Genomic DNA, 25,119 nt, shown 5'->3' with positions numbered 1-25,119 from the left:
CGGTACTGGCCCTACCCCTACCCCAAGGGCTACCCCTCCGCGACCACCACCGCCGACGCCACCCCGGCGTCATGACTCAGCGACACGTGCCACGACTGCACGCCCAGCTCGCCGGCGCGCGCCGCCACGGTCCCCCTCACCCGCAGCCGCGGCCGCCCGCTGTCCTCGACATACACCTCGGCGTCCGTCCAGTGCAGCCCCGGCGGCGCCCCGAGGGCCTTGGCCAGCGCCTCCTTCGCCGCGAACCGCGCCGCGAGCGAGGCGATGCCGCGCCGCTCACCGCTGGGCAGATACAACTCGCTCTCCACGAAGAGCCGATCGGCCAGCCCGGGCGTACGGTCCAGCGACGCCCGGAACCGGTCGATCTCGGCCACGTCGATACCAACCCCGATGATGCTCATTCGGGCACTCTACGATCCGCACGGCGACCGCGGGCCCGGCTCCCCGGTGACGTGCTCAGGCCTGTTCGGGATTGGTTTCCGGGACGTCCGGGTCCTCGGCGAACAGATCCTCGGCCCGCTCGACCGTGCGGGAACGCTCCAGCCAGGCGTCCATGCGGTCGAGATCGGTGCAGGTGGTGATGCGCTCGCGCACGCTGTCCGATACAGGGATGCCACGCACCTCCAGCACGGACAGGATGCCCTTGGCCTCGCCCTCGGTCTTGCCTTCCACGTAGGCGGTTTCACGGACCGTTCCCCGGCCCGGAAAGTAGCTGACGAACGACATGATTTCCCTCAGTTTCTGTCCGGCCGGGGCGTTACCCAGGCTGATTTCCAGGAAGTCGTAGAAGTAGTCGGCGGTCTCGGGGTCCGTTTCCCGCATCTCCTGCAGAGCGGCTGTGATTGCCCTCAGTATGGCCTCACAGTCGGTGCTGCGGGCGTGTGCCAGGACGGAGAGCACCGCCAGTGCGGGGTTCTTCGCCGCGGTCCTGACGTCGGTGATCTTCGGCAGGTTGTCCGGCCCGGCAACCAGTGGAAACGTCCGCTGAGCCGTCCAGTCGCGCGTACCGCAGTCGAAGGGACCGATCGCCCACTTGGCCGTGGACCTGTCCTGGCAGACCACGAGAAGCAGCACGGGCAGGCGGTACTTCGCCTGGAGATAGGCGACGTAGTACGCCCAACTCGACGCCTTGCCCTCGTCTTTGCCCGACTGCGACTCGATGGCGAGCAGGAAGTCCTCGCCGTCGGACGGACCGACGCACAACACGGTGTCCACGCGTCGCTCCAGCGGCCGGGCCTCCGTCACATCCGTGGTGACGGCGTCCACGGTCGCCTTCGCGGATAACGGGATGCCCAGCAGCCCGAATACAGGAGTCAGGATCTCGGGCCGCTCCTGGAAGATGCGGTGCATGCCCTCATGCGCTGATGTGACCATGTGCGCAACCTAGGTTGATCAAGGGATGGGTTGTCCGGAAGATCGGGGGCGTTCACTCTTGCGAGTGGGGCAAAAACGTTCAGGCCGCCGCGGTCAGTTCGCACCACACGACCTTGCCCCTGTTCCCGCCTCTCCCCATCGGCTGCCAGCCCCATGGCCTATGTCGGTGGCCCCTCCCCAAACTAGAAACGGTCGTTCGCGACGCCCCATGGACAACTGTCGGAAGTCGTCCTACTCAGGCCCCGACGACGGCAACAACTGCGTGGAGATCGCCAACTCCCCCAACCCACGTAGCCGTCCGCGACACAAAGGCCCCGGCCAGGGCAATCCTCACCTTCCCGACCGGAGCCTTCGCCCCCTTCATGGAAGCCCTCAAAAACGGCCTCGCTCCCGAACGGCGTCACCCCCGAATCTGAGTCCCCTCGCGTCGCAGCTCCCTGCTAGCCTGCCGAGGCTCGATCACATGTGCCCATTCGGGCACTCTCGCGGGTCACATCGCGCGCCGCCCGACCAGTGGACGCGCCCCGCAGTCCAAGCGCATCCGAAACGCCTAGGGGGGCGGACGCTTGAGCAGTGCCAGCAGTACCAGCAGTGCCATCGGCAGCGACCAAGACCCGGTGTTCGATCCGTTCGACGCGCTGCCCGGGCTCGCCCCGCTGCGCGTCGCCGCCCAGGACGGTGACTGGGCAGCCACCCAGGACTTCTTCGGCGGTCTCGGGCCCATCGACGACGTCTCCTTCGCCGCCGGGGCCCTCGCCGGCATCGACGGGATCGAGGGGTACCTGGAGGAGGCCGCGGACGCCCTGCCCGGTGACCCGTTGCCGCGGACGCTGCTCGCCGAGCGGTACATCCACATCGGCTGGACGATCCGGAGCCGCGCAAGCGCCGAACACGTCTCGCGGGACCAGTTCGAGCAGTTCCACGCCTGGCTGCGCAAGGCCGAGCAGCGGCTGATCGAGGTGTGTGCGGAGCAGCCCACGTACGCCCCCGCCTGGACCGCCCGGCTGCTGACCGCTCGCGGCCTCCAGCTGGGGCAGTCCGAGGCCCGGCGCCGTTACGACCGGCTGTCGGCCCACCATCCGCACCAGTTCCGCGCACAATCGCAGTTGCTGCAGCAGTTGTGCCCCAAGTGGGGCGGCTCCTGGGAGGCCGTGCACGGGTTCGCCCAGGAGTGCGTGAGCGCCGCGCCGGACGGCTCGCTCGCCGGGGTACTGGTCGCCGAGGCCCATGTCGAGCACGGGCTGGATCTGTCCGACGTCGCGGGCACGGAGTACATGCGGAATGTGTCGGTCCGAAATGAACTCCGCCATGCGGCCCAGGCGTCCGTGCTGCACCCGGACCATCGGCCGGGCTGGCCCTCGGTCACCGGGCACAGCACCTTCGCCCTGGCCTTCTCGCTCGGTGGTCATCTCAAGGACGCCGCCCCGCACTTCGTCGCCCTGGGCAACACCGCCGCCGAGTCCTTGTGGCGGTACCTGGACGACTGGAAGAACCGGTTCGTGAAGTACCGCACGGCCGCGCTGGCCACGCTCTGAGGGGAGACGGACGGATGACCACGCACGACGCGACCGTGAGACGCGATGCCACGGACCTCGCCGCCCTCGACGGCCTGATCGGTCACACCATCGTGCAGGGTATCCCCGTCCTGCACGCCCCGCGCCCCGGCGACATCACCGCCGGTCTCCTCTTCCGCGTGGGCCGCGCCGACGAGACCCTGGCCACGTCCGGCGTCACCCACCTCGTCGAACACCTCGCCCTGCACCGCCTCGGCATGTCCGAGGTGCACCACAACGGCGCCACGGCGAACACCTACACCCTCTTCCACGTCACCGGCGGCGAGGACGAGGTCGTCACGTACCTCAACGACGTCTGCTCCGCCCTGCGCGAACTGCCGATGGACCGCCTGGAGACGGAGAAGGAGATCCTCCGCACGGAGGCCGCCGGCCGGGCGAACGGTGTCAACCACCGGATGCCACTGTGGCGTTACGGCGCACAGGACTACGGTCTGTCCAGTTACGACGAACTCGGCGCCTGGAGCCTGACGGCCGATCAGGTACGGCACTGGGCCGAGACCCGCTTCACCAGCGACAACGCGGTGCTGTGGATCACCGGTAATCAGGTGCCCGACGGCCTGGACCTCACCCTGCCCAACGGCAGCCGCATCCCGGTGCCCACCGCGTCCGGCGCCCTTCCCGTCACCCCCGCCCACATCCATGGCGAGGAGGGCCTCGTCGTCTTCGACGCCGTACTCCGCCGCACCACCGCGGCCATCGTCTTCGCCGACGTCCTGGGCCGCGCCCTGTTCAAGGACCTGCGCCAGGAGGGCGGCTTCTCGTACAAGGCGGAGGCCGGCTACACCCCCCGCGATGCCGACTTCGCCACCCTCACCGCATACGCCGACGCGTTGCCAAAGAAGCAGGACGCGGTGGTCGGCGCCTTCGTCGACACGCTCGCCCGGATGCGCGCGGGCCGCATCGACCAGGCCGAACTGAACTCCGCACGCAACAAGTCGCTCAAGCGGTACGACGCTCCCGACCTCGGCGCCACCCTGCTGCCGTCGTACGCGCTCAACGTGCTGCTCGGCCACCGGATCCTCTCCCCCGAGCAGCACAAGACCGAGTTTCGGGCGGTCACGGTGGCCGACCTGCGCGAGGTCGCCCGCGAGGCGTGGGACAGCGGACTGTTCCAGGTGCCCGCCCGGGGCGCCGACTGGGCGGGCTTCGCACCCGCCCCGAAGTACTCGTCGTCCGCGGTCACCGGCACCCTGCATCCGTCGCTGGAGAACGACGACGTCACGCTGGTCATCGGAGCCGAGGGGGTGAGTCTGCTGGTGCCGGGCGGTCCGGTCACCGTGCGGTACGACGCCTGCGCCGCGATGACGACCCGCCCCGACGGTGCGCGCGTCCTGACCGGACTCGACGGCTTCCGTGTGACCGTCGAGCCGACCCTGTTCCGGGACGTCACGGCCGAGCGGATCGCGGCGCTGGACGCGGCCGTTCCTGCCGCCGCGGTCGTCCCCCTGCCGGCCCGTGACCCGGAAGGGATCCCGCGACCGCGCGAGCGGGAGACTCCCGTACCGCAGACCGGGGCCGAGGACGCCGGCGAGGCGGTGTCCCCGAGCCTTCGGCAGCTGCCCGTCTGGTTCCGCCTCCTGGTGGCGGCGGAGGTGGTGTTCGGCCTGGGCTTCCTGATCGCCGTCGTCCAGGCGTCCGACTCGGCCCACCAGGCCTGGATCTACCTCGCCCGCGGGATCCTGCCGGCCGTCCTGATGATCAGACTCACCCGCGGGGCGTACCTCAGCGCCAAGGCCGACCGCAGCTGACCCGGGACCGCCCCGGCCCCCGACGTCCGGGCCGGGGCGGCACCGCCCGCTACTCCACCGTCACCGACTTCGCCAGGTTCCGCGGTTGATCCACCTCGTTCCCCCGGGCGGTGGCCAACTCGCACGCGAAGACCTGCAACGGGACCGTGGCCACCAGCGGTTGGAGCAACGTCGGCGTGGCCGGGATCCGGATCAAGTGGTCCGCGTACGGGACCACCGCCTCGTCGCCCTCCTCCGCGATCACGATCGTGCGCGCGCCCCGGGCGCGGATCTCCTGGATGTTGGAGACGATCTTGTCGTGGAGGACGGACCGGCCGCGGGGTGAGGGGACGACGACCACCACCGGGAGGTCCTCCTCGATCAGCGCGATCGGCCCGTGCTTCAGCTCGCCGGCCGCGAAGCCCTCGGCGTGCATATAGGCGAGTTCCTTGAGCTTGAGGGCACCCTCCAGGGCTACCGGGTAGCCCACGTGCCGCCCCAGGAAGAGCACCGTGTTCTTGGTGGCGAGCGTGCGGGCCAGCGCGCGTACCGGCTCCATGGTCTCCAGGACCCGCTCGACCTCGCAGGAGATCTTCGACAGGTCCCGGATCACGGCGCCGATCTCGTCGCCCCACTTGGTGCCCCGCACCTGGCCGAGGTACAGCGCGACCAGGTAGCAGGCCACCAGCTGGGTCAGGAACGCCTTGGTCGAGGCGACGGCGACCTCCGGCCCGGCGTGCGTGTAGAGCACCGCGTCCGACTCGCGCGGGATCGTCGAGCCGTTGGTGTTGCAGATCGCCAGCACCTTGGAGCCCTGTTCGCGGGCGTGCCTCAGGGCCATCAGGGTGTCCATGGTCTCGCCGGACTGCGAGATGGCGATGACCAGGCTGCGTGAGTCGAGGATCGGGTCCCGGTAGCGGAACTCGCTGGCCAGCTCCACCTCGCACGGGATGCGCGTCCAGTGCTCGATGGCGTACTTGGCGATCATCCCCGCGTGGAAGGCCGTACCGCACGCGACGATGACGACCTTGTCCACCTCGCGCAGTTCGGCGGCGCTGATGCGGACCTCGTCCAGGGTCAGCGAGCCGGCCGCGTCGATGCGGCCCAGGAGCGTATCGGCGACCGCCTTGGGCTGCTCGGCGATCTCCTTGAGCATGAAGTAGTCATAACCCCCCTTTTCCGCTGCCGACGCGTCCCAGTCGATGTGATAGGAGCGCACCTCCGCCGGACGGCCGTCGAAGCCGGTCACCGTCACGCCGTCCCGGCGCAGCTCCACCACCTGGTCCTGGCCCAGCTCGACCGCCGACCGCGTGTGGTCGATGAACGCGGCGACGTCCGAGGCGAGAAAGGCCTCGCCCTCTCCAACGCCCACCACCAGCGGGGAGTTCCGCCGCGCGCCGACGACCACGTCCGGTGCGTCGGCATGCGCCGCGACCAGCGTGAACGCGCCCTCCAGCCGCCGGCACACCAGCCGCATCGCCTCCGCGAGGTCGGAGGTCACGGAGAACTCCTCGGCGAGCAGATGGGCGACCACCTCGGTGTCCGTCTCGGAGGCCAGCTCATGCCCGCGCTCGGCCAGTTCGGCCCGCAGCAGCGCGAAGTTCTCGATGATCCCGTTGTGCACGACCGCGACCCGGCCCGCGTTGTCGAGATGCGGGTGGGCATTGGCGTCGGTCGGACCGCCGTGCGTGGCCCAACGGGTGTGCCCGATACCGGTCGTACCACCCGGCAGGGGCCGCTCGACCAGTTCCTTCTCCAGATTGACCAGCTTCCCCGCCTTCTTCGCGGTGGCAAGACCGCCGTCCGCCAGCACGGCGACGCCCCCCGAGTCGTACCCCCGGTATTCAAGCCTTTTCAGCCCGGCCATCACGACATCGAGCGCCGACTGCGACCCCACGTATCCCACGATTCCGCACATGTGCCGCAGCCTATGGGCCGACACCGGTGTGAAAGTAGCCGCCGCGTGCCCGAAATCGGAAATTCCCACCGTCGTACGACCGCTTCCGGCGAGTGGGTGCACTCGCTCACTCGGGGCCGAAATTCAGCCATCTTTGTTCACGAGATCCACACCCCCAGCCCCCAGGCAGGCACAGGAAACACACGGAATCCCCTTGAAGAGGGGAACTCGGCGACTTGAACCGCAAGTTACCGAGCGGTAGAAGCTTTCGCGCCAGCACCCCTCCACGCGGCGCAAACACCTGTACGACCGGCGTTGCACCTACGTAAGGTGGCCGCTTGCGTGACGGAACCTGACCATTCCGCATCCGCGCACATCAGTCAGCGACCGGGGGAACGCCGTCGCTCACGGGGAGAGGTTGCATCGCCATGCCGTCGTACGGGCCGTACGCACGCGTCAAGTCATCCGGCCGCCTGAGTCTCTGAACTCTCATCAGGACCACGCCACTGCCCTGACCCTTCGGCCGCTCTTCCGGCACACCCCCCTCTGAAGGCAGAAAGGGATGCTTCCTTGCGCCCCAGACCGTGGTTCCGGCTGCTGGGGAAGCTTGACCCCGTAGACGGGGTCAAATTCAACTACTGCCGCCACTGCTGAGGAATCCGACGAACATGGACACCAACCGGAAAGACCTGTACCCGGACGTGACCGCTTCGGGTGGCCTTGGACCAGCCATGCGAGAGGCAGCACAGCTGCGCGGATGCGACACCGGGCAGGCGCCGTGGGCCGTCGACGTCGTCAGCATCCAAACGGCGAGGGGTTTCCTGTCGGTCGATCCTGCGACCGAGGAACGCCTCTTCCGGTTGAGTGTCGGCATTCCCGGGTTCGACTGGGAGATCGGCTCCACGGGCGACCTTGGACTGCTTGTGGAAGCGCTCGCCGCATGGCGGGAAGGCATACCGTTCGACGAGCTGGCGGAGAGATTCGGGTTCTTGGAGCTCGACGAATTCGTCGGGGCGCTCGAACGCGGAGAGCCCACCTCCTCGCAGTGGACCGAACTCCTGTCGTCCGACTTCAATCGGAACCAATGGAACCTCCTGCGCCGCCTCCGTGCGGATGAGGTACTGCGGAACATGTTCCCGACCATCTCGCACGGTGCCGTCCGCCTGCGTGTGGATGCGATGGACGGAACGAGCCGTCAGGTTCTGGTGGACGAGGTGAACGGGGAACTCTATGAGGTCATGCGCGTAGGGGTGCCAGGGGCCGGCTGGGTCGAGGTGCCGACCGGTGATCTGATCGCCTACCTGCGAGCCGCCTTGAACGAAGAGTGATCCCGGCAGATCGATGAGGTCGAACCCCGCCAGGTAGTCCTTGGCGGGGTTTCTCCGTACGTGAGCCACCCCGCCACGTGACGCACCCCACCCGCACCCCCGTTCAAACTCCGTTAACAATGGACTGTGATCTCACCGGTCTCCTCGATGCCCCGGAGCGCCCACCGGTCCAAGCCGGAGGCGACTCCCTACGTCGACCTCACCCGTACCGAGTGGAGCGCGCTGCGCGACAAGACTCCGCTGCCGCTCACCGCTGAAGAGGTCGAGAAGCTGCGTGGCCTCGGCGATGTCATCGACCTCGACGAGGTGCGTGACATCTACCTCCCGCTCTCCCGCCTTCTCAACCTCTACGTCGGCGCCACGGACGGGCTCAGAAGTGCCCTGAACACGTTCCTGGGCGAGCAGGGCTCCCAGTCCGGCACGCCCTTCGTGATAGGGATCGCCGGATCCGTGGCGTGCGGCAAGTCGACCGTGGCCCGTCTGCTCCAGGCCCTCCTGTCCCGCTGGCCCGAGCACCCGCACGTGGAGCGGGTCACGACCGACGGCTTCCTGCTGCCGACCGAGGAGCTCAAGGCCCGCGGGCTGATGTCGCGGAAGGGATTCCCCGAGTCCTACGACCGCCGGGCGCTGACCCGGTTCGTCGCCGACATCAAGGCGGGCAAGGACGAGGTCACCGCCCCCGTCTACTCCCACCTCATCTACGACATCGTCCCGGGCGAGAAGCTCGTCGTACGCCGGCCCGACATCCTGATCGTCGAGGGGCTGAACGTCCTGCAGCCCGCCCTCCCCGGCAAGGACGGCCGCACCCGCGTCGGCCTCGCCGACTACTTCGACTTCAGCGTGTACGTCGACGCGAACGCCGACGACGTCGAGCGCTGGTACCTCAACCGCTTCAAGAAGCTGCGCCAGACGGCCTTCCAGAAGCCGGACTCGTACTTCCGCAAGTACACGCAGGTGTCCGAGGAGGAGGCCCTCGACTACGCCCGTACGCAGTGGCGGATGATCAACAAGCCGAACCTGGTGGAGAACATCGCTCCCACCCGCGGCCGCGCCACCCTGATCCTCCGCAAGGGCCAGGACCACAAGGTGCAGCGCCTGCGGCTGCGCAAGCTGTAGACGCGTGACACGGGAGCGGCGCGGGATCCGCTCACGCGACTCCCGCGCCGCCGGCCGGCCGATACTGCGGGCTATCCCAGCGCCGACTTCACCGCGTCCGCCAGGCGCCCCGCGACCGACTGGGCCTGTTCGATGTCGGCGGCCTCCACCATCACGCGTACCAGCGGCTCCGTGCCCGACGGGCGCAGCAGCACCCGCCCGGTGGCGCCGAGTTCGTGCTCGGCCTCGGCGATCGCGGCCGCCAGGTCGGCGGAGGTGCCGACGCGCGCCCTGTCGACGTCCGGGACGTTGATGAGCACCTGCGGCAGCCGTTGCATGACCGACGCGAGGTCCCGCAGCGTACGACCGGTCTGCGCGGCCCGCGCCGCCAGCAGCAGGCCGGTCAGCGTGCCGTCGCCGGTGGTGGCGTGGTCGAGGATGATGACGTGGCCCGACTGCTCGCCGCCGAGGGCGAAGTCGTGCTCCTTCATCTCCTCCAGGACGTAGCGGTCACCGACGGCGGTCTGCACGAGGTGGATGCCCTCGCGCTCCATGGCCAGCTTGAAGCCCAGATTCGACATCACGGTCGCGACGACGGTGTCGGAGCGCAGTGCGGAACGCTCCCGCATCGCCAGCGCGAGCACGGCCAGGATCTGGTCGCCGTCCACCTCCTCGCCGGTGTGGTCCACGGCGAGGCACCGGTCGGCGTCGCCGTCGTGCGCGATGCCGAGGTCGGCGCCGTGCTCGACGACGGCGGCCTTGAGCTTGCCGAGGTGAGTGGAGCCGCAGCCGGCGTTGATGTTGAGGCCGTCCGGCTCGGCACCGATGGTGACGACCTCGGCACCGGCCCGCGCGAAGGCCTCGGGCGAGACACCGGAGGCCGCGCCGTGCGCCTCGTCGAGGACGATCTTCAGCCCGTCGAGACGGTTGGGGAGTACGCCGAGGAGGTGGGCGACGTACTGCTCGAAGCCCTCGTCGTACGAGCGCACCCGCCCGACGCCCGCGCCGGTCGGCCGCTCCCAGGGCTCACCGTGCCGGTGGGACTCGTAGACGGACTCGATCTTGTCCTCCAGCTCGTCGGCGAGCTTGTGGCCGCCGCGGGCGAAGAACTTGATCCCGTTGTCGGGCATGGCGTTGTGGCTGGCGGAGAGCATGACACCGAGGTCGGCGCCGAGCGCGCCCGTGAGGTACGCCACCGCGGGCGTCGGGAGCACGCCGACGCGCAGCACGTCCACGCCCGCGCTCGCCAGACCCGCGACCATGGCGGCTTCCAGGAACTCCCCGGACGCGCGCGGGTCCCGTCCGACCACCGCCTTCGGCCTGTGGCCCTCGAACGTGCCCGCCTCGGCCAGCACGTGCGCCGCCGCGACGGACAGACCGAGCGCCATCTCGGCCGTCAGGTCCGCGTTGGCGACGCCGCGCACGCCGTCCGTGCCGAAGAGTCGTCCCACTTGTCCTCCTGAGGAAGCATCAGTTTCCGAAGCCGTAGGCACTCGATGGTTCGATGCCGGGTCGGTGCGGCTCCGCATCCCAGGCATTCCATGCCTGAACATCCGATCACACAATCCATTGAGCGTCTTGTGCCATTAGACCCAAGTCTGTGTGATAAACGAACGCCCCGGCGGCACTGTGGCGTGCCGCCGGGGCGTTCGGAGTACGAGCAGGCAGCGAAGATTAGCGCTTGCTGTACTGCGGGGCCTTGCGGGCCTTCTTCAGACCGGCCTTCTTGCGCTCGACCGCACGGTCGTCGCGCTTGAGGAAGCCGGCCTTCTTGAGCGGGCCGCGGTTGTTGTCGACGTCGGCCTCGTTCAGCGCACGGGCGACACCGAGACGGAGCGCACCGGCCTGGCCGGAGACACCGCCACCCGCGATGCGGGCGATGACGTCGTAACGACCTTCGAGCTCGAGCACCTTGAAGGGCTCGTTGACTTCCTGCTGGTGCACCTTGTTCGGGAAGTAGTCCTCAAGGGTGCGACCGTTGATCTTCCACTTGCCGGTGCCCGGGACGATCCGGACACGGGCGATGGCGTTCTTGCGACGACCCAGGCCGGCAGCCGGCTGGGGCTCACCGAAGCGCGAGGCGAGGGACTCGGAGGTGTACTCACCCTCCACCGGCACCTCGGACTCGGTGGTGTAGCTGTCGATGTCAAGCTCTTCGAGCGGCTGCTCGGCAGTGGTCTCGGCCACGATTCTCCTCAGATTCTCTTCAGTCTTAGGGGGTGGCCGGACTTACTGCGCGACCTGGGTGATCTCGAACGGCTGCGGCTGCTGCGCGCCGTGCGGGTGCTGGTCACCCTTGTAGACCTTCAGCTTCGAGAGCATCTGACGGCCCAGCGAGTTCTTGGGGAGCATGCCCTTGACGGCCTTCTCGATGGCCTTCTCGGGGTTCTTGTCCAGCAGCTCGTCGTAGCGGACGGAGCGCAGACCACCCGGGTAGCCGGAGTGGCGGTACGCCATCTTCTGGGTCCGCTTGTTGCCGGAGAGGTGCACCTTGTCGGCGTTGATGATGATGACGAAGTCACCAGCGTCGACGTGGGGGGCGTAGATCGGCTTGTGCTTGCCCCGGAGGAGGGTCGCTGCGGTGGTGGCGAGACGGCCCAGGACGACGTCCTGAGCGTCAATGACGTGCCACTGGCGCGTCACATCGCCGGGCTTGGGGCTGTACGTACGCACGGTTCGTAGCCTTCGCTTCTTCAGTGAATGGTCCTGACAAGGTCACCGAAGACGATCACGACAGCCCTGACCGCACTGCGGTGACGCAAACCGCGTGCTGGTCGCTGGTCATCGGCCCGGTGGACCGGTGTAAGGGCCGGGTCCGTGAGAAGAGCCAAGCCAATACACAACGAACAGGCAGAATACCCGGGGCGCGGCACCCGGGTCAAAACGGGTCCGCCGCGGCGGGCTCCGCCGTTCGAGCAACCAGTGTAAGCCGCGTTCCGGGCACTCCCCCCGGGCGCCCTCGGAGGGCACCCGGCTGCGGGGATCGGAAGGTCTGGGCCACGCGGAAGCCCGGCAAAACGGTGGATTGCGGGAATTCGACTGACCCAATCCTTCCACTCGGCGCAGGACGCGGGTCCGGTGGGGCCGACGCGAGGGAGTGACGGGGGCCGGGGGGGCCGACGGGGCGGGTGGGATGTCGGCCGTCAGCGGAGCGGCGCTGCCGTACGTGGCCCGCTCGGCCGCGAGGCGCGCGGGGTCTCGATGGAGACGGCGTCGGCGTCCACCGCGAACTCCTCGCAACCGGGCACCAGCAGCTCGACGATCGGGTACGTCACCTCGTGCGCGTCACGCAGCTGGTCGAGGCGGAGGACCGGCGTGACGTCATGCGGGCGCCTTGTACGGGTTCCGGGTTCCATCAGGCGCCCTGGTCGAGATCGCCGCCGCGCCCATGCACCGGCTCGACGAGACCCGCTGGCCGACGCAGGGCGAGCACGCGGCCCCGGTGCGGGCCTTGGCCGCGCCGCCCGGGGTCCGGTGCCGTGCTCGCCGGCACCTTTCGCTCCGCCCCGCCGCTCCTCGCAGGTCATCACTCCGCTCCGCAACTCCTCGCCGCCCCTCGCGGCCCCCGCCACTCCCGCCGCTCCTCCCTCCGCCCGCCACCCCTCACCCCTCGTCGGCACTCCTCGCGGCCCCCGCCGCCCCACGTCCCCCGAAATTTTCGTGCCCCACCGTCGCCGCCACTCCCCGTAACACCCCCACAACCCGACGTCCCATCCCCCGCCCGGTCTGCCCCGAGGCGCCCGCTTCCCCCCTCCCCCACGAAGCGGAATCGACCCCCTCAAGCGGCTGGGTGAGATGTGTTGCCCTGCGTTGATAGGTCCACTATCGCCTCTCGTAGAGGCACACCTGCACCCCCGGTCCCCCGTCTAAGATGCGCCCCATGAGTTATGGGCAGGGGGGACCCCAGTCCCAGTGGGATCCCTGGAAACCGCAGTCTCAGCAGCGCTGGAACAGCGGCGCCGACCAGACCCCGGACTGGGCCGCGCTCGCCGAGGCCTCGGAAACGCGGAACAAGCGGCGCAGAGTGCTGTTCATCGGCGGCGGTGCGATAGCCACCTTGGCGATCGGCGCGGCCGTCGCCATGGCCGTGGTGTCGGCGAACGGCGACAACAACGCCTCGGGCCAGCCGACCAACCTGCCCGCGAGCGCCTCCATACCCAGCGACTCGTCGGCCCCGGCGCCGTCCTTCGAGCCCACCAGCGCCCCGCCGCCGCTGGACCCCAAGGACTTCATATCCAGCGCCAAGAAGGACACGGCACCGCTCAGCGCCGAGACCCTCTTCCCGGGCACCCAGCTGACCATGGGTGAGACGGTCTACAAGAAGGGCCCCACGGCCGACACCAAGAACTGCGCCTCGGCCGCGCAGGGCACCCTCCCCAAGATCCTCACCGGCAACGGCTGCACCCGCCTGCTGCGCGTCAGCTACGTCAAGGACGGTGTCGCGGTGACCGTCGGCGTCGCCGTCTTCGACACCGAGGCCGAGGCCACCAAGGCCAAGGGCCAGGCCGACAAGCAGAGCATCGTGAAGTCGCTCGCAGGCAAGGGCATCAAGGCCTTCTGCGACTCGGCGATCTGCCGCTCGACGACCAACGCCTACGGCCGCTACGCCTACTTCACCATCGCCGGCTTCACGAGCGGCAAGGACGTGACGACCAAGGACACGAAGGTCTTCAGCACCGGCGACGACCTGGCCGAGTTCACCTTCCGGCAGATCCGCCGGCGCGGTGAGGCCCAGGCCTCGGCCGCCGCCAACGGATAGCCCCTGCCCCGGATAGCCCCGGCCCCGGACGGTCCCGGCCCCGGCTACTTCTTCTTCAGGCGCAGCCGGATCGGCACCACCGCCGACTCCAGCTGCGTCCGCAGGGTCATCTTCGAGACGCCCTCGGTCCGCTCCGCGAAGCGGATCGGGATCTCGACGGCGCTGTGTCCGGCCCGTACGGCCTTGTACTTGAGCTCGACCTGGAAGCTGTAGCCCGCGCTGTCCAGGGAGGACAGGTCCACGTCCCGCAGGGTCCGCGCCGACCACAGGTTGAAGCCCGCCGTGATGTCATGGATGCGCGTGCCGAGCACGGCGCGGGCGTAGGCGTTGGCGAAGCGGGAGAGCAGGACGCGGTGGGCGCCCCAGTCCTCGTCGAGTGAGCCGCCTTCGACGTAGCGGCTGCCCACGACCAGGCCCGCCCCGGACGTCAACGCCGCCTCCAGCATCCGCAGCACCGCCTCCACGGGATGGCTGCCGTCGGCGTCCATCTGGACGACGTACTCGGCTCCCTCCTCCAGCGCGGCGCTCATGCCGGCCGTGTAGGCCCGCCCCAGCCCGTCCTTCTCGGTCCGGTGCAGCACGCTCATCCGGTGCCGGCCGTCGGCGTTGTGCTTCTCCGCCAGCTCCTCGGCGATCCGGCCCGTGCCGTCCGGGCTGGAGTCGTCGACGATCTTCAGATGGAGGGCGTCCAGCGGCAGTCCCAGCACCGCCTCGGCCATCCGCGGCAGGTTCGCCGCCTCGTTGTACGTCGGCATCACCACGGTGACCCGAGCGTCCCGGTACGACTCGTCCATTTCTTATCCCTCCCCATTCGGCGCGGGTCTACCCAGCGCCGAGAACCGCCAGCCCGCCGCGGTCCAGCGGTCCGCGTCGAGCCCTCCCCTGCCGTCCACGATCCGCGGACGGCGCACCAGCGACCGGGCCCGCTCCGGGTCGATCGACCGGAACTGCGGCCACTCGGTCAGATGCAGGACCAGGTCGGCCCCGCGCAGCGCCTCCTCGGCCGACACCGCGTACCCGAGCAGCGGGAACGCCTTGCGGGCGTTGTCCATCGCCGCCGGGTCGTACACCGTGACGTCGGCCCCGTCGAGCCCGAGCCGGGCCGCCACGTTCAGCGCGGGCGAGTCGCGGATGTCGTCCGAGTCGGGCTTGAAGGCCGCGCCCAGGACGGTGATCCGTGCGCCCAGTACGTCTCCGCCGCACAGCTCACGGGCGAGTTCCACCACCCGGTCGCGGCGCCGCATGTTGATCGCGTCGACCTCGCGCAGGAAGGCCAGCGAGACGCCGAGTTCGTCGGCGCGGTGGGCGAAGGCGCGGATGTCCTTGGGCAGGCAGCCGCCGCCGAAGCCGATGCCGGAGCGCAGGAAGCGGCGACCGATCCGGTCGTCGTACCCGAGCGCCTCGGAGAGCTTGGTGACGTCGCCGCCCGCCGCCTCGCAGACCTCCGCCATCGCGTTGATGAAGGAGATCTTCGTCGCGAGGAAGGCGTTCGCGGCCGTCTTCACCAGCTCGGCGGTCGGGAAGTCGGCGGTCACGGCCGGGGTCCCGGCGGCGAGGACGGGCTGGTAGACAGTTCGCAGAATCGTTTCGGCACGCCTCGACCCCACGCCGAACACCAGGCGGTCCGGTCGCAGCGTGTCCTCGATCGCGAAGCCCTCCCGCAGGAACTCCGGATTCCAGGCGACCTCGACGTCGTACGCCGCCGCCAGCCGCCCCGCCGTGCCCACCGGCACTGTCGACTTGCCGACCAGCAGGGCGTCCGGCGCCGCGTGCTCCGCGATCGCCGCGAAGGCCGCGTCCACATAGGTCAGGTCCGCGCCCTCGGAGCCCTTGAGCTGCGGGGTGCCGACGCAGACGAAGTGCACCTCGCCGAAGGCCCCGGCCTCCTCGTAGGAGGTGGTGAAGCGGAGCCGGCCGCTCGCCGTGTGCTTCGCGATCAGCTCGGGCAGCCCCGGCTCGTGGAAGGGCACCCGGCCCGCCCGCAGCGCGGCGACCTTGTCGGGGTCGACGTCGACACCGAGCACCTCGTGGCCGATTTCCGCCATGCAGGCGGCGTGGGTGGCACCGAGGTAGCCGGTGCCGATGACAGTGAGCCGCATACCGGGCGGCCTCCTTCTTACTGCGTGTCCTCTGTTCTCTGCGTCTTTGCGCTCGGCGGTTCTCTGCGTCTCTGCGCTCGTGTGCTGCCGCTACCTGCGCTCCAGCACCCGCACCACGACGTGGTTCAGCCTGACCGTGCGCACGGTCTCGAAGTCCTTCTCCAGCACGGCCGCCGTCTTCTCGTCCATGCCGGTGAGCAGTGGGCGCCCGTCGCTGATCGTGGAGATCAGCCACAGCCGCCCGACGCCCTTCAGACAGCGGGCCGGGCGCTTGCACTCGCTGGCGCCGTACGAGCCGTTCTGCTGCGGGGTCCACTCCATGAGCACGTCCAGGGGCGCCTTGCGGTCCCTCAGTTCGTACGCCATGGCCCGGCGCTCCGACATTCCGCCGTTGAAGACCATCCCGTCGCCGGGCTTCTCCCCCGCCGCGACGACGTTCGCCGCGGCCCGGTAGTCCGGCTCCATCGGCAGGTCCTTCTTCGCGCCACCGATGCCCGGCCAGGCGACGAAGGCGTACGCCGCCGCGACCGCGGTCACCAGCAGTCCGCCGAAGACCTGCGCTCCCGCGCCCCTGCGGGCCTGCGGGTCGAGCCGCCCGGCGAGCCGGGTGACGGCCGCGGCCACCAGCAGCGTCCACGCCGGGATGGTGAACAGGAGATAGCGCGGCAGGAAGAGGTGGAGCTGGTCGGCGGTCAGGAAGGTGAGGACCGGGGGCAGTACCGCCCAGGCCCCGAGCAGTACGGCGTACCGGCGGGCGAGCAGCAGGCCGAGCACGCCGACGGCCATGACCGCGCCGCCCGTGATCCACGAGCCGAACAGGGTCTCCGGGAAGTCGAGCAGGTCCTGGGTCGTGGTGGTGTTCCAGGCGATCTGGCCGCTCTGCCCGGTACCCTGCGCCACCATCGGGAAGGTGATCGACAGGCCGAGCAGCGCGGCGCCCGCGAAGGCGTAGTGCGCGATGCGGTCGCCGCGCCGCCTGGCCAGGATCACCAGCCCCAGGTGCCCGGCGAGCACCGACATCGCGACCAGGTGGCCGAAACCGGTGGCCGCGACCGCCAGCGCGTACAGCGTCCAGCCCTTCAGGCTCGGCCGGTCCAGCACACGCAGCAGGAACAGCGTGGCCAGCAGGGCGAAGAGCGTCGCGAAGGCGTACGGCCGGGTCTCCTGGCCGTATCGCGTGATCGCCGGGACCACCGCGAACAGCAGTCCGGCGAGCAGCCCGGTGCGCACCGCGAACATCCGCCGCCCGATCAGACCGACCAGACCGGCCGAGATCCCCATGGCCAGCGCCCCCGGCAGCCGCAGCGCGGCCGGGGAGTCGCCGGCCACCGCGATCCACAGGTGCATGGAGGCGTAGTACGGCGTGAAGACGACGTCGATGTTGTCGATCAGCCGGCCCAGGTAGTGCCAGGACAGCGTGGACGCCCACCAGGTGGCGTGCTCGTCGCGCCACAGCTGCCGCTGCCCGAGACCGGGCAGCACACAGGCCAGCGCGAGCAGGGTGGGCAGCGTGAAGACGAGCAGCGCGGAGCCCTTGCCGCCGGACTGGCGTCTGCTCGCCCGGCGGCCGCCGGGCTCCGCGGGAGCCGGTGCCGTCTGCGTGTTCGTCGTCATCGCTTCACCCAGATCCGGTACGGCGCCTGCCCGGCGTCCTCGCCGGACGGCCCGAGCACGGCCAGCAGCCGGTAGTGCTCGGCGCCGCGCAGCTGCTCGGGCACGGTGGCGGCCCGCAGCACGATCGCGTCGTACGAGCCCTTCTTCACGGCGGCCGCGAGGGCCGTGCCCCGCGGTGCCGGGTGCCACTGGCCGGGCTCGGTCTGCGCGCGTAGGTAGTACGCGGAGATCTCCGGGTCGTCGGTCAGATAGCTGCCCCTGGCGTCGACCACCGGGCGCAGTGCGCCGATCATGCTGGCCGAGTCCGGCGGCCGGTACAGGTCACGGGTCTGCGCCATGCCGACGACCAGCGCGGCGACGTAGATCATGATGCCGATCTGCGGGTACCGGAAGTGGGCGCCCATCATCCGCGAGACGCCCAGGCCCGCCATCGGCACCGCGAAGAGCAGGCCGAAGCCGAGGTGGATGTGGAGCGAGCTGCCGTTGCCGAGCCAGGCCTGGTAGAGCGGGGCGAGCAGGGCGGTGGCGCACATCGTCAGGCCCAGGGCCGATCTGCGGAGCGGGCCCGGGGCCTCGCCCTCGGCCCAGGGCATCTCGCCCATGCGGGCCCGCCGGGCGTAGCCGACGGCACCGATCACGGCGACCAGCAGGACGAGGCCGCCCCACTCGGCGCTGTCCTTCAGCAGGCCCGCCGGGCCGTCCATGGCGTGTGCGTTCCAGCCGTGCGGCATACCGTGCAGCCTCACGCCCGCCAAGCACAGGGCGCCGGTGGCCACCGCGAACAGCGCGCCACGCACGAGCGCACCGGCGCCGCGGAAGCGGTAGGCGGTCAGTACGGCGAGCACGGTCAGCGCCGGAAGATATAGCGCGGCCGAGTAGGCGGCGAACGGCGCCAGCGCGGCGAAGGGTGCCGCGAGCAGCACGGCCGCCGGGCCCGCCTGCCGGGTCTTGGCCAAGAGCCACAGGGCCGCCGCGAGCAGGAACAGCGACAGGGAGTGCAGGGAGGCGTAGCGGCCGGTGAAGGCGGTCGACTCCAGCACGGAGTACATGGCGGCGGCCGCGAGACCGGCGCGCGCGTTGAACAGCAGCCGGGTCGCGCCGAACACCAGGGCCGTCGCCCCCAGGGCCCAGACCAGGCTCAGCGTCCGGGCCCCGGCGAGACCGGTGCCGGCGAGCACGCCCGACACGGGCCCGTCGGACAGCAGGAACTTGGCCTCCTGGGCGAAGGCGCTCCCGTCGAGCCGGTACGACAGCCCGGCCTGCACCAGCAGGATCAGCAGCAGCGCGCCGCGGCTGATCCACGCCGAGCGGCTGTTGTCCACCGACCAGGCCGACACCGGGACCTCGGGCAGCACATAGCCGGGCTCGGGCTCCGGCTCGGGTTCGAGGACGGTGTAGTGCGGGACGTAGTAGTCGGCGTCCGGGTCCTCGGGGTCGGCGGCGTAGGAGACGCGGGGGTCGTACGTCTGCTGCTGGCCGCCGCCGTAGTAGTGCTCGTCGTAGTACTGCTGGGCGCCGTAGTACGGCGGGTACTGCTGGTGGCCCTGCCCGTAGGGGGGCGTGCTCATGAACGCGGCACCTCGAATCCGAAGGCATCGTCCGCGATGAGACGCTTGAACTCGGCCAGGGCGAGCGGGCTGCTCTGGATGCGCCAGTCGGCCCGTTTGGGGATGTTGAACCACAGGAAGCCGATGACGTCGTCGTCCTGCTGGACGCCCTTGAGCAGTCCGCGCACATCGGCGCGCCGCCGCTGCCCTGGCTCCGCCGAGGTCTCGCTGATCAGTACCGGCTTGTCGGTGAACGCGGCCACCTGGCGCCGGGTCGGCCCGTAGAGGGTGTCGAAGGTGTGGGCGCCGGTCGTGGACCAGTAGCCGACGATGCCGACCCAGTCGACGTAGGCGTCACCGGGCCAGTACGGCTTCAGCTTCACGGCCGGGACCGGGTTGACGACGTTCGGGCTCCACACCCAGATCACGTTGGTGGCGCCGACGTCCTGGAAGACGTCGTGGATGTGCCGCCAGGCCTTCACGAAGGTCGCGGCCGTGGTGTCCTTGGTCCCCCACGGGTACCAGTGACCATTCATCTCGTGCCCGAAGCTGATCGCGACGGGGACGTTCGTCTCGCGGACGCTCTTCGCGTACTTGTTGATGTACGTGTCCTGCGACCCGTCGGCGATCTTGTCGAGCCCGGGCTCGAACGGCTCCCAGGACACATACAGCAGCCCGCCGTCGCCGAACACGTTCCGCGCGCCCCGGGCGTTGAAGCCGTCGCCCCAGGCGGAGTAGGAGCCGACCATGTTCGGCTTCTTGCCGACGGTCTTCGCGAAGGCGTCCACGGGCTTCATGGAGCTGGGCGCGCCGTCGACGGCGACCCCGAAGTACTCCTTCTTCGGGTGCAGCAGCGGCTTGACGTCGTACGGCAGCCGCTGCTGCGCCGTCGCGGAGGCGGACGGCTCACGGGCGGCGTCGGCGGCCGGGTCGTCGGAGCCCCCGAGCAGACCGCAGCCGGAGGCTGCCGTCGCGGTCAGCAGGGCCAGGGCGAGGGGGCGGAGAAATCTTCGGATCATGCTGCGTCACCTGCGAGGACACGGTGTTCCTTGGGCTGGATCAGCGCGCGGGCCACGACCAGCGCATAGAACAGCCCGGAGGAAAGGACGAGGGCGAAGTCCGGCGGGAAGCCGGTGAACAGCCGGTACACGGCGGCGCCGACCCAGACCGCGGCGGTCCCGCCGCCCCAGATCCACAGCCCCAGCCAGAAGCGCCGGGTCTTGTTCTTCTTGGCGCCCTTGGAGCCGGTCGGCTGCCAGCCCATCCGCTGCTTGCGCAGGATGTCCCAGATGGCGAAGACATGGGCCCAGCCGTACATCATCCGCGCCGACCAGGCCTCCAGCCGGTAGGGCGCCTTGTGCCACATCGGGAAGATGACGGTGGTGTAGAGGATGCTGGGCAGCACCCACACCAGATGCCTGACCTGGAGCATCTCGGGGCTGGTCAGCAGCAGCACGATGGGCACGAGCGGCGCGAAGAAGGTGAACAGCGCCGTGTGGATGTAGTAGAAGAAGCCGGACATGTAGCAGAGACGGCTGGAGAAACGTATCTGCGCGTCCCAGAACTTCTTACTGCCGAGCAGCGACATCGAGCCCGAGCACCAGCGGTACTGCTGGTTGAAGAAGGCCCCGGCGGTGTCCGGGCACACGCCTGTCGACAGCGCGACCGGCACATACTTCAGGTCCCAGCCGAGCCCGCGCAGATCGAATCCGGTGTGCACGTCCTCGGAGTGCTCGATGAGGGTCGTACCACCGTTGGTCTCCAGGGCCGCCCGCCGGTAGATGGCGCAGGAACCCACGCAGATCGCCCCGTCGCTGTTCTGCCGGGACACCTGCACGGACCGGTAGAAGAGCTCCTGGACCGCGCCCGCGCCCCGCTCGATCCAGTTCTGCGAGTCGAGGACCCGGAAGTACTGCGGGGACTGCACGATCCCGATGCCCTCGTCCGCCTCCATGTACGGCAGCAGCTCCTCCAGGAGGTCGGAGCGCGGGGTGAAGTCGGCGTCGAGAATGAGGACGTACTTGCCGTCGGACTGGCCGAACCCGAAGTGCAGGTTGCCGGCCTTCTTGAACCAGCCGCGGTTCTCCCGGACCCCGTAGCGGAAGCCGAAGTCGCGTGCCATCGCCTCCAGCTCGGGGCTGGCACCGTCGTCCAGCACGAAGGGCACACACGTCCCCGGGTAGCGGTCGGCCAGCTGCCGCACATGGGTCCAGGTGTTGTGCAGCACCTCGATCGGCTCCCCGCACACGGGCAGGAAGACATCGACGCTCGGGTAGACCGCGGGCCGCCAGCCGCGCACCAGCCGCTGGTGGTGGTCGAAGTCGAAGTCCCTGGTGAAGCCGTTGACGCGCAGCGATACCAGGTAGTAGACGACCGTGAAGAACAGCGGCGGCGCGAAGATCCAGGTGAGCGGCGAGGCCTTGGCGAGCGCGACCTGGCTGACGGTCAGACAGCCGAAGCTGACGATCGACGCCAGCGTCAGCACCCACAGGCGCCGCTTGACGTACGAGTACTTCTCCGCATGCGAGGGAGGCGCGGGCAGCAGCCCCAGCGGTGCCCCCTCGGCACCGCCACGCCGTCCTCCGTGCCGCATGGCCCTGCGCCCCCCGGCGCCGGCCGTGTCGGCCATGCGGGCAGAGTCAATGGATGACATTCCTACCCTCCGGGCCCGACGACCCGTGTTACCCCCACCAAAAACGACCCCGAATCGAACACGGGGTCGCATAGGGCAAGACTAACCGAATGGTAAGAGCGACGTAAGGGGAGACAAGTGACTTACGCCGGTTAAGTCCCTATAAGCCCGTTATATTCTTGCAAAATACAGATAACTAACAGGTCTCACAGCCGCTCGCCCCGCTCAGCGTCCGCTTGTTCCGCGCCTCCTTGTTCCGCGCGGCCAGCAGTTCGTCGGCGGGATAGCCGACCTCTTCCAGGGTCAGCCCGTGCGGCCGTACGACATGCACCGCCGAGTCCCGGACCCCCGCCGCGAGCACCTTCCCCGGCCAGTCGGGCGCCCGGTGCCCGTCCCCCACGAACAGCAGCGCCCCGATCAGCGAGCGCACCATGTTGTGGCAGAAGGCGTCGGCCCGGACGGTGGCGGTGATGACCCCGTCGCCCCCGCGCACCAGGCTCAGCTCCTGCAGCGTACGGATCGTGGTCGCACCCTCGCGCTTCTTGCAGTAGGCGGCGAAGTCGTGCTCCCCGAGGAGCTGCCGGGCGGCCTCGTTCATGGCGTCCACGTCGAGCGGCCAGTCGTGCCACAGGACATGGCCCCGCAGCAGCGGGTCGACACCGCCGGGATTGTCGGTGACCCGGTACGCATAGCGCCGCCAGACCGCCGAGAAACGTGCGTTGAAGCCACTGGGCGCCTCCCTGAGGGCCCACACCCGTACGTCCTTGGGCAGCCGCCCGGCGAGCCGCTTGAGCAGCTTCTCGTGGTGCTCGCGCCAGACCTGCTCGGGCAGATCGACATGCGCGACCTGGCCCCGGGCATGCACTCCGGCGTCGGTCCGCCCGGCGACGGTCAGCTCGTACGTCCTGCCCCCCGAGCGGGTCACCGTGCGCAGCGCGTCCTCGATCTCCCCCTGCACGGTCCGCCTGCCGCCGGCCTGCTTGGCCCAGCCGTGGAAGTCCGAGCCGTCGTAGGACAGGTCGAGGCGGATACGGACGTGGCCGGGCTGTACTTCGTCACTCACCCCTGGATCCTCTCAGGGCTGCGTCCTGTTCAGAAACGTGGAACGGGCCCGCCCCCCAAAGGGGGCGGACCCGTTCACCGCAAGGCAGAGCCTCAGGCGTCCTTGGACTCCTCGGCAGCGGCCTCGACCGGAGCGGCGTCCTCGACGACCTCGTCGGCCTTGGTCTCCTCGACCTTGACCTCCTCGGCCTCCTTGACCGCACGCTTGGTGGCGGCCTCGGCCTCGCCCACGGCCTTCTGCTGCACCGTCAGCGCCTCGACCAGCTCGATGACAGCCATGGGCGCGTTGTCGCCACGGCGGTTACCGATCTTGGTGATGCGGGTGTAGCCACCCGGACGGTTCTCGTAGCGCGGGCCGATCTCGGTGAAGAGCGTGTGCACGATGCTCTTGTCCGTGATCACCTGGAGCACCTGACGGCGGTTGTGAAGGTCACCCTTCTTCGCCTTGGTGACCAGACGCTCGGCGTACGGGCGCAGGCGGCGGGCCTTCGCCTCGGTGGTGGTGATACGACCGTGCTCGAACAGCGACTTCGCGAGGTTCGCGAGGAGCAGCTTCTCGTGCGCGGCGCTGCCGCCCAGACGGGCACCCTTGGTGGGCTTCGGCATGGTTCTTCTCCTGTGTGTCTGCCCCGGCCGTGTCAGGTACCGGGGTCAGTATCCGAGCGGGCGGTTGCCCGTCGAAGATCCGGGTGCCTCTTCAGACACCCGGAGGATCCGCGCCCCGAGGGGCGCGGGGCTCTGCCCATATGCGGCTCCGCCGCGTGGGCGCGACCGGCCACAACGAACCGGCAGCCGAATCAGTACTGCTCGGTCTCCACGAAACCGGCGTCAGCATCATCATCGGCGCCGAACGCGTCCGCCGCAGCGGTCGGGTCGAATCCGGGCGGGCTGTCCTTCAGGGCCAGGCCCATGCCGGCCAGCTTCGCCTTGACCTCGTCGATGGACTTCGCACCGAAGTTACGAATGTCGAGGAGGTCGGCCTCGGAGCGGGCAACGAGCTCACCCACGGAGTGGATGCCCTCACGCTTGAGGCAGTTGTAGGACCGAACGGTGAGCTCCAGCTCCTCGATCGGCAGAGCGAGGTCCGCGGCAAGGGCGGCGTCCGTCGGGGACGGGCCCATGTCGATGCCCTCGGCGTCGATGTTCAGCTCGCGGGCGAGACCGAACAGCTCGACCAGGGTCTTGCCGGCGGAGGCCATGGCGTCACGGGGACGCATCGCCTGCTTGGTCTCGACGTCGACGATCAGCTTGTCGAAGTCGGTGCGCTGCTCGACACGCGTGGCCTCGACCTTGTACGTGACCTTCAGCACCGGGCTGTAGATGGAGTCGACCGGGATACGGCCGATCTCCTGGCCCACCTGCTTGTTCTGCACGGCGGAGACGTAGCCGCGGCCGCGCTCGACCGTCAGCTCCATCTCCAGCTTGCCCTTGCCGTTGAGCGTGGCGAGGACCAGGTCGGGGTTGTGCACCTCGACACCGGCCGGGGGCGCGATGTCGGCGGCGGTGACCAGACCCGGACCCTGCTTGCGCAGGTACATCACGACCGGCTCGTCGTGCTCCGAGGAGACGACCAGCTGCTTGATGTTGAGGATCAGGTCGGTGACGTCCTCCTTGACGCCCGGCACGGTGGTGAACTCGTGCAGGACACCGTCGATGCGGATGCTGGTGACAGCAGCGCCGGGGATCGACGAGAGGAGGGTACGGCGAAGGGAGTTGCCGAGGGTGTAGCCGAAGCCCGGCTCCAGCGGCTCAATCACGAACCGGGAGCGGAACTCGTCGACGACCTCTTCGGTCAACGAGGGACGCTGAGCGATCAGCATGTGTGGATCAGATCCTTCTTTCGTGGACGCCCGCTATTTGACGTCCGACGGAAACCGCACCCGTGAAAGGTGCGGGTACTGCAAGGGTACGGGCGATACGGCCCCTGGTGGAGCCGTACCGCCCGCAATGCCCTGTCGGAGCGAGGTCAGACGCGACGACGCTTCGGCGGACGGCAGCCGTTGTGCGGGGTCGGGGTGACGTCCTGGATGGAGCCGACCTCGAGGCCCGTGGCCTGCAGGGAGCGGATCGCGGTCTCACGACCGGAACCCGGGCCCTTCACGAACACGTCGACCTTGCGCATGCCGTGCTCCTGGGCGCGGCGGGCAGCCGACTCGGCGGCCATCTGCGCGGCGAACGGCGTGGACTTCCGGGAGCCCTTGAAGCCGACGTGGCCGGCGGAGGCCCAGGAGATCACGTTGCCGGACGGGTCCGTGATGGAGACGATCGTGTTGTTGAACGTGCTCTTGATGTGCGCGTGGCCGTGAGCGACGTTCTTCTTTTCCTTGCGGCGCACCTTCTTGGCAGCGCCCTGACGACCCTTGGGGGGCATCTACAAACTCCTACGGGAGGTGGTCGGTCCTACAGCGAAG

22 protein-coding genes and 1 pseudogene are annotated in these 25,119 nt (G+C 69.4%); 6 read left to right on the top strand and 17 right to left on the bottom strand.

Features of this window, described 5'->3' with window-relative positions; genetic code table 11:
* Positions 1 to 29: 29 nt before the first annotated feature.
* On the bottom strand, positions 30 to 401 hold the full coding sequence (locus AB0I54_RS00715; RefSeq protein WP_263211656.1) for a holo-ACP synthase: 372 nt from the start codon (positions 399 to 401) through the stop codon (positions 30 to 32).
* A gap of 55 nt (positions 402 to 456) precedes the next feature.
* Positions 457 to 1,374: a hypothetical protein gene (locus AB0I54_RS00710; protein ID WP_363293670.1), complete on the bottom strand. Its 918-nt coding sequence runs from the start codon at positions 1,372 to 1,374 to the stop codon at positions 457 to 459.
* A gap of 208 nt (positions 1,375 to 1,582) precedes the next feature.
* Between AB0I54_RS00710 and AB0I54_RS00705 the strand changes: the two are divergent.
* The 3 genes and pseudogenes from AB0I54_RS00705 to AB0I54_RS00695 all read left to right on the top strand — a co-directional run bounded on the left by AB0I54_RS00705 (position 1,583) and on the right by AB0I54_RS00695 (position 4,696).
* Positions 1,583 to 1,790: pseudogene (locus tag AB0I54_RS00705) on the top strand (DUF397 domain-containing protein).
* A 150-nt stretch (positions 1,791 to 1,940) separates the two neighbouring features.
* Positions 1,941 to 2,909 carry a hypothetical protein gene (locus AB0I54_RS00700; protein ID WP_363293669.1) on the top strand — a complete coding sequence of 323 codons (969 nt, stop codon included), beginning with the start codon at positions 1,941 to 1,943 and terminating at the stop codon, positions 2,907 to 2,909.
* A 14-nt stretch (positions 2,910 to 2,923) separates the two neighbouring features.
* A complete protein-coding gene (locus AB0I54_RS00695; protein WP_363293668.1) occupies positions 2,924 to 4,696 on the top strand; it encodes an insulinase family protein in 1,773 nt (590 codons plus the stop codon).
* A gap of 49 nt (positions 4,697 to 4,745) precedes the next feature.
* Here AB0I54_RS00695 and glmS read toward each other — a convergent pair whose 3' ends face one another.
* Positions 4,746 to 6,593, bottom strand: a complete 1,848-nt coding sequence (gene glmS / locus AB0I54_RS00690) for a glutamine--fructose-6-phosphate transaminase (isomerizing) (protein WP_363293667.1) — start codon at positions 6,591 to 6,593, stop codon at positions 4,746 to 4,748.
* 647 nt (positions 6,594 to 7,240) lie between these two features.
* Between glmS and AB0I54_RS00685 the strand changes: the two genes are divergently transcribed.
* A complete protein-coding gene (locus tag AB0I54_RS00685; protein WP_363293666.1) occupies positions 7,241 to 7,900 on the top strand; it encodes a hypothetical protein in 660 nt (219 codons plus the stop codon).
* Between the two features lie 147 nt (positions 7,901 to 8,047).
* Complete coding sequence (gene coaA, locus AB0I54_RS00680; RefSeq protein WP_363294337.1) at positions 8,048 to 9,016, top strand: type I pantothenate kinase; 969 nt, start codon at positions 8,048 to 8,050, stop codon at positions 9,014 to 9,016.
* Positions 9,017 to 9,087: 71 nt separating this feature from the next.
* On the opposite strand, the gene glmM is transcribed toward coaA, so the two are convergent.
* The 4 genes from glmM to AB0I54_RS00660 all read right to left on the bottom strand — a co-directional run bounded on the left by glmM (position 9,088) and on the right by AB0I54_RS00660 (position 12,351).
* A complete protein-coding gene (gene glmM, locus AB0I54_RS00675; protein WP_363293665.1) occupies positions 9,088 to 10,446 on the bottom strand; it encodes a phosphoglucosamine mutase in 1,359 nt (452 codons plus the stop codon).
* A gap of 223 nt (positions 10,447 to 10,669) precedes the next feature.
* Positions 10,670 to 11,182, bottom strand: coding sequence for a 30S ribosomal protein S9 (gene rpsI, locus AB0I54_RS00670; protein ID WP_103812805.1), 513 nt, complete (start codon positions 11,180 to 11,182; stop codon positions 10,670 to 10,672).
* Between the two features lie 42 nt (positions 11,183 to 11,224).
* A complete protein-coding gene (rplM, locus tag AB0I54_RS00665; protein WP_019329618.1) occupies positions 11,225 to 11,668 on the bottom strand; it encodes a 50S ribosomal protein L13 in 444 nt (147 codons plus the stop codon).
* A gap of 470 nt (positions 11,669 to 12,138) precedes the next feature.
* The gene (locus AB0I54_RS00660) at positions 12,139 to 12,351 is read right to left on the bottom strand and encodes a hypothetical protein (RefSeq protein WP_363293664.1); all 213 of its coding nucleotides are present in this window, start codon (positions 12,349 to 12,351) and stop codon (positions 12,139 to 12,141) included.
* A gap of 524 nt (positions 12,352 to 12,875) precedes the next feature.
* Here AB0I54_RS00660 and AB0I54_RS00655 point away from each other — a divergent pair.
* Positions 12,876 to 13,754, top strand: coding sequence for a hypothetical protein (locus tag AB0I54_RS00655; RefSeq protein ID WP_363293663.1), 879 nt, complete (start codon positions 12,876 to 12,878; stop codon positions 13,752 to 13,754).
* A gap of 44 nt (positions 13,755 to 13,798) precedes the next feature.
* Here AB0I54_RS00655 and AB0I54_RS00650 read toward each other — a convergent pair whose 3' ends face one another.
* The 10 genes from AB0I54_RS00650 to rpsK form a co-directional block, all read right to left on the bottom strand.
* A complete protein-coding gene (locus tag AB0I54_RS00650) occupies positions 13,799 to 14,548 on the bottom strand; it encodes a polyprenol monophosphomannose synthase (protein WP_363293662.1) in 750 nt (249 codons plus the stop codon).
* Positions 14,549 to 14,551: 3 nt separating this feature from the next.
* Positions 14,552 to 15,853 carry a UDP-glucose/GDP-mannose dehydrogenase family protein gene (locus tag AB0I54_RS00645; protein ID WP_363293661.1) on the bottom strand — a complete coding sequence of 434 codons (1,302 nt, stop codon included), beginning with the start codon at positions 15,851 to 15,853 and terminating at the stop codon, positions 14,552 to 14,554.
* A 90-nt stretch (positions 15,854 to 15,943) separates the two neighbouring features.
* Complete coding sequence (locus AB0I54_RS00640; RefSeq protein WP_363293660.1) at positions 15,944 to 17,467, bottom strand: glycosyltransferase family 39 protein; 1,524 nt, start codon at positions 17,465 to 17,467, stop codon at positions 15,944 to 15,946.
* Complete coding sequence (locus tag AB0I54_RS00635; RefSeq protein WP_363293659.1) at positions 17,464 to 19,035, bottom strand: hypothetical protein; 1,572 nt, start codon at positions 19,033 to 19,035, stop codon at positions 17,464 to 17,466. Before AB0I54_RS00635 ends, AB0I54_RS00640 begins: the two co-directional genes overlap by 4 nt.
* Positions 19,032 to 20,033, bottom strand: coding sequence for a glycosyl hydrolase (locus tag AB0I54_RS00630; protein ID WP_363293658.1), 1,002 nt, complete (start codon positions 20,031 to 20,033; stop codon positions 19,032 to 19,034). The genes AB0I54_RS00635 and AB0I54_RS00630 overlap by 4 nt, the downstream gene beginning before the upstream one ends.
* Positions 20,030 to 21,607, bottom strand: a complete 1,578-nt coding sequence (locus tag AB0I54_RS00625; RefSeq protein ID WP_363294336.1) for a glycosyltransferase family 2 protein — start codon at positions 21,605 to 21,607, stop codon at positions 20,030 to 20,032. The genes AB0I54_RS00630 and AB0I54_RS00625 overlap by 4 nt, the downstream gene beginning before the upstream one ends.
* A 235-nt stretch (positions 21,608 to 21,842) precedes the next feature.
* Positions 21,843 to 22,709, bottom strand: coding sequence for a tRNA pseudouridine(38-40) synthase TruA (truA, locus tag AB0I54_RS00620; protein WP_363293657.1), 867 nt, complete (start codon positions 22,707 to 22,709; stop codon positions 21,843 to 21,845).
* A gap of 92 nt (positions 22,710 to 22,801) precedes the next feature.
* On the bottom strand, positions 22,802 to 23,314 hold the full coding sequence (rplQ, locus tag AB0I54_RS00615) for a 50S ribosomal protein L17 (RefSeq protein WP_363293656.1): 513 nt from the start codon (positions 23,312 to 23,314) through the stop codon (positions 22,802 to 22,804).
* Positions 23,315 to 23,505: 191 nt separating this feature from the next.
* Positions 23,506 to 24,528 carry a DNA-directed RNA polymerase subunit alpha gene (locus AB0I54_RS00610; protein WP_003966937.1) on the bottom strand — a complete coding sequence of 341 codons (1,023 nt, stop codon included), beginning with the start codon at positions 24,526 to 24,528 and terminating at the stop codon, positions 23,506 to 23,508.
* A gap of 146 nt (positions 24,529 to 24,674) precedes the next feature.
* Positions 24,675 to 25,079 (bottom strand): 30S ribosomal protein S11, encoded by a 405-nt coding sequence (rpsK, locus tag AB0I54_RS00605; RefSeq protein WP_003956432.1) that lies wholly within the window; start codon positions 25,077 to 25,079, stop codon positions 24,675 to 24,677.
* Between the last annotated feature and the right edge of the window lie 40 nt (positions 25,080 to 25,119).

This window comes from Streptomyces sp. NPDC050625 (genome assembly GCF_040654755.1).
In the GTDB taxonomy this organism is placed as follows: Bacteria; Actinomycetota; Actinomycetes; order Streptomycetales; family Streptomycetaceae; genus Streptomyces.
The sequence above is the reverse complement of the archived record's forward strand: the minus strand, read 5'-3'. Positions and strand labels throughout refer to the sequence as shown.

Excerpts from the sequence above, each read along its gene's own strand:
- AB0I54_RS00610 (WP_003966937.1), bottom strand. The coding sequence starts at position 24,528 with ATGCTGATCGCTCAGCGTCCCTCGTTGACCGAAGAGGTCGTCGACGAG.
- AB0I54_RS00695 (WP_363293668.1), top strand. The coding sequence starts at position 2,924 with ATGACCACGCACGACGCGACCGTGAGACGCGATGCCACGGACCTCGCC.
- AB0I54_RS00635 (WP_363293659.1), bottom strand. The coding sequence starts at position 19,035 with ATGAGCACGCCCCCCTACGGGCAGGGCCACCAGCAGTACCCGCCGTAC.
- AB0I54_RS00660 (WP_363293664.1), bottom strand. The coding sequence starts at position 12,351 with ATGGAACCCGGAACCCGTACAAGGCGCCCGCATGACGTCACGCCGGTC.
- AB0I54_RS00710 (WP_363293670.1), bottom strand. The coding sequence starts at position 1,374 with ATGGTCACATCAGCGCATGAGGGCATGCACCGCATCTTCCAGGAGCGG.
- AB0I54_RS00630 (WP_363293658.1), bottom strand. The coding sequence starts at position 20,033 with ATGATCCGAAGATTTCTCCGCCCCCTCGCCCTGGCCCTGCTGACCGCG.
- rpsK (WP_003956432.1), bottom strand. The coding sequence starts at position 25,079 with ATGCCCCCCAAGGGTCGTCAGGGCGCTGCCAAGAAGGTGCGCCGCAAG.
- glmS (WP_363293667.1), bottom strand. The coding sequence starts at position 6,593 with ATGTGCGGAATCGTGGGATACGTGGGGTCGCAGTCGGCGCTCGATGTC.
- AB0I54_RS00715 (WP_263211656.1), bottom strand. The coding sequence starts at position 401 with ATGAGCATCATCGGGGTTGGTATCGACGTGGCCGAGATCGACCGGTTC.
- AB0I54_RS00645 (WP_363293661.1), bottom strand. The coding sequence starts at position 15,853 with ATGCGGCTCACTGTCATCGGCACCGGCTACCTCGGTGCCACCCACGCC.
- AB0I54_RS00655 (WP_363293663.1), top strand. The coding sequence starts at position 12,876 with ATGAGTTATGGGCAGGGGGGACCCCAGTCCCAGTGGGATCCCTGGAAA.
- rplQ (WP_363293656.1), bottom strand. The coding sequence starts at position 23,314 with ATGCCGAAGCCCACCAAGGGTGCCCGTCTGGGCGGCAGCGCCGCGCAC.
- AB0I54_RS00650 (WP_363293662.1), bottom strand. The coding sequence starts at position 14,548 with ATGGACGAGTCGTACCGGGACGCTCGGGTCACCGTGGTGATGCCGACG.
- coaA (WP_363294337.1), top strand. The coding sequence starts at position 8,048 with ATGCCCCGGAGCGCCCACCGGTCCAAGCCGGAGGCGACTCCCTACGTC.
- AB0I54_RS00685 (WP_363293666.1), top strand. The coding sequence starts at position 7,241 with ATGGACACCAACCGGAAAGACCTGTACCCGGACGTGACCGCTTCGGGT.
- AB0I54_RS00625 (WP_363294336.1), bottom strand. The coding sequence starts at position 21,607 with ATGCGGCACGGAGGACGGCGTGGCGGTGCCGAGGGGGCACCGCTGGGG.
- AB0I54_RS00640 (WP_363293660.1), bottom strand. The coding sequence starts at position 17,467 with ATGACGACGAACACGCAGACGGCACCGGCTCCCGCGGAGCCCGGCGGC.